Annotated in this window: 8 protein-coding genes; 4 read left to right on the forward strand and 4 right to left on the reverse strand. The window is 41.3% G+C overall.

Features of this window, described 5'->3' with window-relative positions; all coding sequences use genetic code 11:
* Positions 1 to 20 precede the first annotated feature (20 nt).
* Positions 21 to 596: a hypothetical protein gene (locus J0M15_05255; protein MBN8536437.1), complete on the reverse strand. Its 576-nt coding sequence runs from the start codon at positions 594 to 596 to the stop codon at positions 21 to 23.
* A 30-nt stretch (positions 597 to 626) separates the two neighbouring features.
* Between J0M15_05255 and J0M15_05260 the strand changes: the two genes are divergently transcribed.
* The 3 genes from J0M15_05260 to J0M15_05270 all read left to right on the forward strand — a co-directional run bounded on the left by J0M15_05260 (position 627) and on the right by J0M15_05270 (position 3060).
* A complete protein-coding gene (locus J0M15_05260; protein ID MBN8536438.1) occupies positions 627 to 1628 on the forward strand; it encodes a hypothetical protein in 1002 nt (333 codons plus the stop codon).
* 56 nt (positions 1629 to 1684) lie between these two features.
* The gene (locus J0M15_05265; GenBank protein ID MBN8536439.1) at positions 1685 to 1882 is read left to right on the forward strand and encodes a hypothetical protein; all 198 of its coding nucleotides are present in this window, start codon (positions 1685 to 1687) and stop codon (positions 1880 to 1882) included.
* A gap of 137 nt (positions 1883 to 2019) precedes the next feature.
* Positions 2020 to 3060 carry a hypothetical protein gene (locus J0M15_05270; protein ID MBN8536440.1) on the forward strand — a complete coding sequence of 347 codons (1041 nt, stop codon included), beginning with the start codon at positions 2020 to 2022 and terminating at the stop codon, positions 3058 to 3060.
* A 35-nt stretch (positions 3061 to 3095) separates the two neighbouring features.
* Here the strand turns inward: J0M15_05270 and J0M15_05275 are convergent, their stop codons facing one another.
* Both J0M15_05275 and J0M15_05280 read right to left on the reverse strand, forming a co-directional pair.
* Complete coding sequence (locus J0M15_05275) at positions 3096 to 4166, reverse strand: 2-oxoacid:ferredoxin oxidoreductase subunit beta (protein ID MBN8536441.1); 1071 nt, start codon at positions 4164 to 4166, stop codon at positions 3096 to 3098.
* Between the two features lies 1 nt (position 4167).
* The gene (locus J0M15_05280; GenBank protein ID MBN8536442.1) at positions 4168 to 6069 is read right to left on the reverse strand and encodes a 2-oxoacid:acceptor oxidoreductase subunit alpha; all 1902 of its coding nucleotides are present in this window, start codon (positions 6067 to 6069) and stop codon (positions 4168 to 4170) included.
* 171 nt (positions 6070 to 6240) lie between these two features.
* Here J0M15_05280 and J0M15_05285 point away from each other — a divergent pair, with 171 nt between their 5' ends.
* Positions 6241 to 7407 carry an acyl-CoA dehydrogenase family protein gene (locus J0M15_05285; protein ID MBN8536443.1) on the forward strand — a complete coding sequence of 389 codons (1167 nt, stop codon included), beginning with the start codon at positions 6241 to 6243 and terminating at the stop codon, positions 7405 to 7407.
* 94 nt (positions 7408 to 7501) lie between these two features.
* Here the strand turns inward: J0M15_05285 and J0M15_05290 are convergent.
* Positions 7502 to 8816, reverse strand: a 1315-nt coding sequence (locus J0M15_05290; protein MBN8536444.1) for a tail fiber domain-containing protein, incomplete at its 5' end; no start/stop codon positions are given.

The following is an 8816-nucleotide window of genomic DNA, read 5'->3' on the forward strand; positions in this document are numbered from 1 at the left end:
ATTTTTAGAGAGCTACTAATCTACTTAATCTGCTGTTGATAGGCTAAGAAAAATAAATAACTATTCCCATACTCTTGATTTTTGTTGGTAACAGAAAGTGAATACCTATTATCAAGAATGAATGCTGACTTCTTTTCTCTCCATAGCTCGAATTGTAATGAAAAATCAAATCCATATTCAGTGAAATCTCTTGCGGAGGTGTTCATGTCTGTTCCAGAGAGAAAGTCACTGTGAATTATTTGTGGATCTCCAATAGAGTAGGAGGAATAAAAATCTATAGCAGTACTCACAAATTCTGAAAAATATCTACGATAGCCCATGGAAATTTGAAGAAGTTCCGTCTTCTCACTAAGAATCTGGGAATCATGTTCGCGAAAAAAAAATTTATTGGTATAGAACATCATGACTTCAATGGATGAGTAACTGCTGATATCTCCCAAGCCTACAACTCCAAATCCAGGCTGAAATGGCGATTGGGCGCCAGAGTTTGTATTTGAAAAGTTCGTTTTAGAGAGTAGAGGTCCAACGCTGATATAACCATTTCCTGGTGCAGGGCTGTATGCAAAACTCTTTACCGATAATAAGATAAACGTCATAATCTTCAACATAGAGGAAGATTAAAATCAATGTATCCTATTGTCCAACGACTTTTTATTTTTGGCTCCTTTTATTCAGGATGCCAGCTTTTCTATTCTCGAAACTTTCTATTCTTATTTTTTTATAGCACGATTTTTTTCTTGCCAGTTAGAGTTCTTTCCTTGACTCCAAATGAGAAAACAGAAGAGACATTTGAGGAGTTTCTTATTCGGAATAATAAAGAGTTATCAGAATGGTTTGATAGCCAGGCCGAAGCGATTGATTTGTTTTTGGTAGGTCAAAAGTTAACAACAAAAAAAAATGAAACTACATTTAGGATTGAGAATTCCAGTTTTGTCAAAGAGCGTGAAACTTTTAATAACACGACTGGATTTCGAATTGTATTGAGGCTTCCAAATCTTGAAAAGTATTGGCAGTTACAGTTAACTTCATATGATGAAGTTGAAGATAAACGGGGGGCTAAAAATAAATACGTTAAACAGGCCCCCAAAGATCAAAATTATGGAGCCACTATTGGGTGGTTTCAAAATTTGGGAAAAATACGAACTTCTTTTCAGCCTCGTATTGAACTTCAAGACCCATTAAAAGTATCTCATTCATTTACATTTGAAAGTCTTATCAGTGTAAATACTTTCCACGTAAACCCTAAACTTGAATTATTTGCCCATCCTGATAAGGGAGTGGGAATTTTCAATGCCTATAATTTTGATTTTCCTCTAAATAGGTTTTTTTCTTTAACCTGGATTAATGAAGGCGAGTATCAGGAAAAAAATCATGTTTTAGGAGTGAGTCATGGTTTATCACTGGGACAACATCTGAATTCCAAAAAAAGCATATCCTATAATATTTTTTGTGATTATAATAACAGGCCTGATTATCACCTTCTTGGCTACAATTTATCCGTTTCGTGGAGTGAGATCATTTATCGTAAGATTCTTGATTACCGTGTGACCCCTTATTTAGAATTTATTGGTGAAAAAGGTTTCGTGGGTGTGCCAGGACTAAATATTAATTTTTATCTTACATTTTAAATTCAGAGTTTAAAATCCAATTCTTTATAATGTCTAAATCGGTATTGGATAAACTTGTGCCTGATGTATTATCAGACTTTAGAGGCATCGTTTTTCTTGCAGAAGAATTACTATCTGACGTGCCTGATAAACGGTACCAGAGCATAGAAACAGAAAGGCTCATCAATAGAGGATCAACAAAACTAAAAGATAAGAATGTTCTCGTTATCTCTTATTCTGAGTTTCTTGATCGAATTGAGACACTATTGACTTAACAGTTCTTTGTGTCAAAAAGAGAATTTGAAACATATGTTATCAATTTATTCAATGTTTAAAATCAACTCACTTAAATTGATCACGATGAAGCTGAATAGGTTTTGATTTTGCACCTTCTATTTATCAGGGGGCTCTAATGAAATTTACGAGCAGATTGTTGTTAAGTTTTTTGTCAGTATTAATTATTGTTTCATTTCAAAACTGCGGCCAGTCAGGAAATATCAGCATGCAGAGCCAATCTGGGGTGGCCAAAATGGATGCCAATAATACCGACCAACCTAATTTACCCAGTCCTGTTAGTAGTTCTGATCCAGCATTAGAAGATCCGATAACTATAGTTGATCCAGATAGAATTGTCGGAGTTCCTCCAACGCCGCCACCTACGGCCGCTCCAACGCAGCCTACAGCATCGCCAACGATGCCACCTCCGCCAGTTGCATCGGTAATCCCTCCTTCCGCTCCGCCGCCCTCTACAGTGAACGCTCCACCGACGATGGTGCCACCGACTGCCGGGTCACCAACTGCCGGGTCACCAACTGCCGGGTCACCAACAGTCTCTCATGGAGCCATAAAGGATGATGATGATAAAGACGACTCTATAGATGTTGCCAAAGAGTATCTTGATTATGACATTGATGAAGATAATGGAAGCATTAAATCTGGATATAAAATATCCTGTGCAGGGTTAAATAGACTGATGATGTTAACTAGCGGGTTTGTGAAAAAAACTGATGCTACTTCTGTAAATAACACGGTGGGGAACTTAAAAATTTCGGCTCAAGATGATGTGAGTATAAACAATCATCACGGTTTGCTTTTTCTTTTCAACATTAAAAATATTTTCAGACTCAATAATATCAAAGCACTGTTTTTGCTTGCAGAGGCAGATAACATTGGTCTTGTGAATAATGTCAGGTCGCTCTCTATAATGAGAGCCGATGTTGTTTCATCAATTCACAGTTTTAGAGGCTTGTTGTGTTTGGACTCCCCAAGCATCGAAGAGATTTCAAACTATCGTGGCATTCTAGAAATTTCTGGAAATGTGAAAAGAATATCCAATTTCAGAGGTACCTTGAAAGTGAAAGGCCAAATTGATCATCTTGAAAACTTCAGAGGTACTTTAAAAGTCGATGGCGATATTTTGTCACAAAACAACGTGAAGATCCTCATGAAATAGTTTCGTGTGGCAGTCGTGAAATGCTAATAATCAGGTTATAAAAAGTCTGCCAAGATTTCTTCAAATTGGGTTTTTGAGGGTTTAAGTTGAGATTCATTTAACTCAAAGAGACCTTCAGAAACCAGGTTTAGCTCTTCATTAAGGCTTGGCGACGATTCGTTAATATAAAATAATCCTGTTAAAATCTGACCGGCATTGGCGCTCTCTTGGAGCAGCTTAAGCGCGTTTATTTTATCACTCACAGAATGTTCATTGGCTCCTAATTTTTTTAAAATCAACTCGCTCCCATCAGGCATTTGAACCCTTTGCGTGGATCCCTCACGGTAATCTACTTTGATTTCCTCCATGGGCTGTACCAGTCCCAACTCTTGCAGACTGACATCGTGTTCACGAACGTAGGTATAACTTTTTGTAGAACCATCATGGTTATTAAAAGTGATACAGGGTGAAATCACATCGATAAGAGCTGTACCTCGGTGTTTTTGAGCAGCTTGAAGCAAGGGAACTAATTGTTTGGCATCACCAGAAAAAGATCTCGCCACAAAGGTGCATCCCAAAGTGAGTGCCAAGGAGCAAATATCAATGGTGTCAAATGGATTGTAGGCACCACTTTTTTGTTTAGCACCCTTATCTGCGGTAGCACTAAATTGCCCTTTAGTTAATCCATATACGCCATTGTTAGCAACGATATAACACATTTGTACATTTCTTCGTATTAAATGAGTAAAGCCACCCACTCCAATACTAGCGGTATCACCGTCACCACTCATTCCAATCATGTGTAAACTTCCATTAACGACTTTGGCGCCTGTAGTGACCGGGGCCATACGTCCATGCATGGAATTAAAACCAAAAGATTTAGACATGAAGTAAGCCGGAGTCTTTGAGCTGCAGCCGATTCCAGACATCTTGGCAATTTGATAGGGATGAATTCCATTTTGATAGGTGGCTGTAATTATATGAGCCGTAATGCTGTCATGACCGCAACCTGTGCAAAGGGTAGAGGCGGAACCAGAATAATCTTTTTTTTCCAAATTCACTTTGTTTTTATTTGCAGGAGCTGTAACGGGAGCATTTGCAGGAGGTGTTTTAGGTGTTACTGTCATTTTAATTTCTCCTTTCAGCCATGTTTACCAAGAATTTAACAATAGGCTCGAGAATACTTTCAGCAGTGATGGGCGTGCCATCATAGTGCCTAATAGACTCGATTAAGTGAAAAACCTGATTGAACTCTGATTTAAGCAGTTCACACATTTGCCCATCGCGATTTTGATCCACCACGAAGTTTACCTCATGTTGTTGGATAAAATCTAAAATATCGGGAGTCAGCGGAACGGCTCGGATGCGGCAGTAATGTGTTTCTATATTTTTTTCTTTTAACAAATGCATGGCTTCTTTAACCGCAAGGTCGCTAGAGCCATAGGCGATGATACCAATTTGAGCTTTCGTTTGAACCTTGCCGCCTTGAGTTTTGGAGGCTTGATCTTTGGAAGCTAAATTTGGATCACTTTGTAAATAGACAGGAGCTGGCACCATCGTTTTTGCTGTTTCCCACTTCTTAGCAAGGCGATCGACGATAAATTGGTACTCATCACTTTTTTCCGTGTAAGCGGCTTTAGCATTATGCCCACTTCCACGAGTGAAATAAGAAGCTTTCTCGTGCCAAGTTCCTGGAAGGGTTCGGTAAGGAATTCCATCTTTATCAGGATCTCCGTATCTTTCAAATTGGCCTATTTTTTCCAAATCTTCTGCATTTAAAACTTTTCCTCTATCGAAAGGCTTTTCAGGATAGGTCAGTTTATTTTCCATCCACAGATTCATTCCTAAATCGAGATCACTTAAAACAATAACTAACTGTTGAAGTCTTTCGGCTAAGTCAAAAGCTGTTTGACCAAACTCGAAACATTCTTGAATATTTCCAGGTAGTAAACAGGGATTTTTGGTATCCCCATGGGAAAGATGAACGGCAGACAGCAAGTCTCCTTGGGCTGTTCTCGTAGGCATTCCCGTAGAAGGCCCGACTCTTTGAACGTCCCAAATAACGGAGGGAATTTCGGTAAAATAGGAAAACCCTGCGGCCTCTGCCATCAGGCTCAGCCCAGGGCCAGAAGTGGCCGTCACGCTGCGAGCGCCAGCCCATCCTGCACCTAGCACCATACAAATGGAGGACAGCTCATCTTCGGCCTGAATGACGGCAAATTTGTTTTTACCTTCACTGGTTTTTCGATATTTTTGAGCGAGCTGAATATATTTTTCGACAATGGAGCTTGAGGGCGTGATGGGGTACCACGCGGTAAAGGTGCAGCCGCCAAACAGCCAACCGAGGGCTGCCGCAGTATTCCCTTCCATCAAAACTTTGTTTTTGTTTTTTTCAGTGGTTATTGCTTGGTAAGGGAAAGGAATATCTTTGAGAGTGGTCTCTGCATAGTGATAGCCTAACTCCGCCGCTTTTTTATTGACCGTAATGACGGAGTCCTTATTTTCAAATTGGTCGGCAATAGAAAGATTGAGAACTTCCAAATCCAAGTTTAAAAGTTTGGCAAGAACCCCCACATAGATCATGTTGATCACTAGTTTTTTCACTTTAATTGAATCTGTGCTCTGATCAACTAAAGGCTTGAATGAAATGGGTATCAATTGAATCGAAGCCTCTTTGACAATGGTTTGAGCCAGGTCTGATTGCAATTGGGTTCCTAAGTCCGAGTTATAAATAAAAAAACCACCAGATCTTAGGGTTTTTAAGTCCTCTAAGAGAGTCTGCGGATTCATTCCAACGAATATATCCGCTTTCGCTCTTCTCGCTACGTATCCATTCTCTTCGGCCCGTATCCAAAACCATGTGGGCAAACCGGCAATATTTGAAGGAAATACATTTTTACCGCCAACAGGCACGCCCATGCGAAACAAGGTTTTGAGTAAAATATTATTTGCAGATTGAGAACCACTTCCATTTACGGTGGCAATGGTGATGACAAAATTATTTTTATTAATAGACTTATTCACATTCATAGGCTCCAACTGCTATCATACTTTTTTTCTTGAGGCAGATTTTATTTAAAGGCCATCTGAGCATAACACACTAGGTCAGTAGAGATATTTGATGAATAAAGTTCCATGGAAATATTAGGATGGATCTTATTCAATAATATCTAGGATAAAACTGAATTAAAGAGGTAATCTATGAAGCCATTTACAGCGCCTGATTTTTTTAATATAGAGTCACAACTCACTGAGGAAGAAATTCTCATTAGAGATAGTCTCCGTCAATTTGTCACCAAAGAGATCATGCCTTCAATTGCCGATGATTTCGAACAAGGTGTTTTTCCAAAAAGATTGATTCCTTTGTTGGCTGAAATGGGAACGCTAGGAGCTACCATCAAAGGTTATGGCTGCGCCGGCGTGAGCTACACCGCCTATGGTTTGATCATGCAAGAACTAGAACGTGGGGACAGCGGCATTCGTTCTTTTGTAAGCGTTCAGGGAGCTCTGTGCATGAGTCCTATTGCTGAGTTCGGGACAGAGGAACACAAGAAAAAATACCTACCAAAAATGGCTAAAGGCGAGCTGATTGGTTGCTTTGGTCTGACCGAAGCTGACTTCGGGAGCAACCCCGGCGGCATGCTCACCAAAGCGAAAAAAGAAGGTGATCATTATATCTTAAATGGCTCTAAAATGTGGATCACCAATGGCGGGATGGCTGATTTAGCCATCGTCTGGGCCAAAAATGACGAGGGTAAAATTATTGGTCTGATTGTCGACAGGGACACCAAAGGATTTTCCGTAAGGAATATCGAGAAAAAATACTCCCTCAAGGCCTCTATTACCAGCGAGCTTATTTTTGAAAACTGCCGAGTTCCCGTCAGTCAACAGCTTCAAGTCCAAGGACTGCGAGGTCCCTTCGCCTGCCTAAATCACGCTCGTTATGGGATTGCTTGGGGGGCCGTCGGCGCCTCGATGGCCTGTTATGACGAGGCCCTCAATTACGCAAAAACACGGATCCAGTTTGATAAGCCCATTGCTAGTTATCAATTGGTACAAGCTAAATTAGTTGAAATGTACACGGACATCACTCTGAGCCAATTACTGAGCCTGCAATTGGGAAGAACCAAAGATCAAGGTAAGATTCTCCCTCAACATATTTCAATGGCCAAAATGAATAATGTTGCAAAGGCACTGAAGCATGCGCGCATGACCCGAGATATTTTAGGCGCCAGTGGAATCACTTTCGAATACCAGTGTGGCCGGCACATGATGAACCTCGAAAGCGTCAACACTTACGAAGGCACTGAGGATATTCATCGTTTAGTCCTCGGTGAGTACATTACGGGGATTCCCGCTTACCGGTAGATTTTGATAGAAATTTAGAGGACCAATTTTTGGTGGTGACCACTCACAATTGGAGAAAATGGTTTTTTTATCGTTGTTTAAGTAGTTTCTTTTTTTATAATCCGAGCTTTTTTTTGATAGCCGCTAATTCTGTTTCTTGTTGGTCAAGGCGCGCTTTAAGTTCAGCATTTTCCGCTTCGAGTTTAGCAGTCTTGGCATTTGCTTCAGCCTTCACAGAGGCGATCTCGCGATCGACCCCTAGAAACTTCCTATAAATCTCCTGAACGGCCTTTATCAGCGGCGAAATGAGTTCTGAGTACCGAACACCGAAACGATCTGTTGTTTCGTCGTGAGTGACAATAGAGGTCTTTCCCCCTTTACCAATCTCATCTATGACCTGTTCTGCTTCTTGGGCAATCAGGCCATAGTGAACATCGTTATCAATTCCTGTGTTCCAACGATAGGAAACAGGGCGCAATTTGTTAATAAAATCTAATCCCAAATCGGTGTCATAGATATCTTTTTTCTCACGGCGATCAGAAGTATTGATCGTACCATTTGTCGCATAGACTGTTGTGAATCGATATGTTGCGCTACCAAGAGTCGTGGTGTTGTCTACGGCTGGCGAGATAATTCCCGCAACTTGGAGAGTTGTTTGTGGCGTTGTAGTTCCTATACCGACGTTCCCACCACTTGCAGCCAAAATCACATTTCCAACAGTGCCCGCTCCTTGCTTTGCACCACCAGCTATCACTACATTGCCACCAATGCCTGTGGTATTGCCACCCGCTCCACCAGTAATTTCCACCGCTCCACCTGTATTATACCACGAGCTTCCGCCACTGATTGAGACTTTGCCTGGGTTGCCACTTGACATCACCCCATTTCCACTCCTCAACACAACATCACCTCCTGTGTTCGAAGCTGAATTGCCCTGCAATTGAAGGTATCCTCCATGATTAGTGCCGCCGTATCCGGCAGCGCTAAGGGTTATAATGCCTGTTGATGAATTATCTGAGCCCTGGCTAGGCGTGGTAATATTGATATTTCCAACTTTGCTTTGGACTGCGCTTCCTCCTGAAGTGATATTGATGTCACCGCTTAAGCCACTAAGGTTCGAGTTTCCCCCAGTGATACTCACGGACCCACCATTGAAATTTCCCCCTGTTCCGCCATTCTGAGCTACAATATTTATACTTGTTCCGCTCGTTGAAGCCGCCGCTGTTCCGCCTTGGACATCGAGGGTTCCTGCGGGACTGGAGGTCCCAATCCCTACATTCCCACCCATAAAGCTTGCCGCATACCCAGCACCAGCCTGAGTCACTGCTAGAGCTGTCGAAGCAGAGTTTGAATTATTCACCAGAGGCCCAGTCATCGTACCACCAGCCAAGGGTAATTTCGTCGCATCTGTCGCAGTGATATTTGTTAAA

The organism is Deltaproteobacteria bacterium (assembly GCA_017302835.1).
Taxonomy (GTDB): domain Bacteria; phylum Bdellovibrionota; class Bdellovibrionia; order Bdellovibrionales; family Bdellovibrionaceae; genus UBA2316.

Excerpts from the sequence above, each read along its gene's own strand:
- J0M15_05255 (MBN8536437.1), bottom strand. The coding sequence starts at position 596 with ATGACGTTTATCTTATTATCGGTAAAGAGTTTTGCATACAGCCCTGCA.
- J0M15_05260 (MBN8536438.1), top strand. The coding sequence starts at position 627 with ATGTATCCTATTGTCCAACGACTTTTTATTTTTGGCTCCTTTTATTCA.
- J0M15_05270 (MBN8536440.1), top strand. The coding sequence starts at position 2,020 with ATGAAATTTACGAGCAGATTGTTGTTAAGTTTTTTGTCAGTATTAATT.
- J0M15_05275 (MBN8536441.1), bottom strand. The coding sequence starts at position 4,166 with ATGACAGTAACACCTAAAACACCTCCTGCAAATGCTCCCGTTACAGCT.
- J0M15_05280 (MBN8536442.1), bottom strand. The coding sequence starts at position 6,069 with ATGAATGTGAATAAGTCTATTAATAAAAATAATTTTGTCATCACCATT.
- J0M15_05285 (MBN8536443.1), top strand. The coding sequence starts at position 6,241 with ATGAAGCCATTTACAGCGCCTGATTTTTTTAATATAGAGTCACAACTC.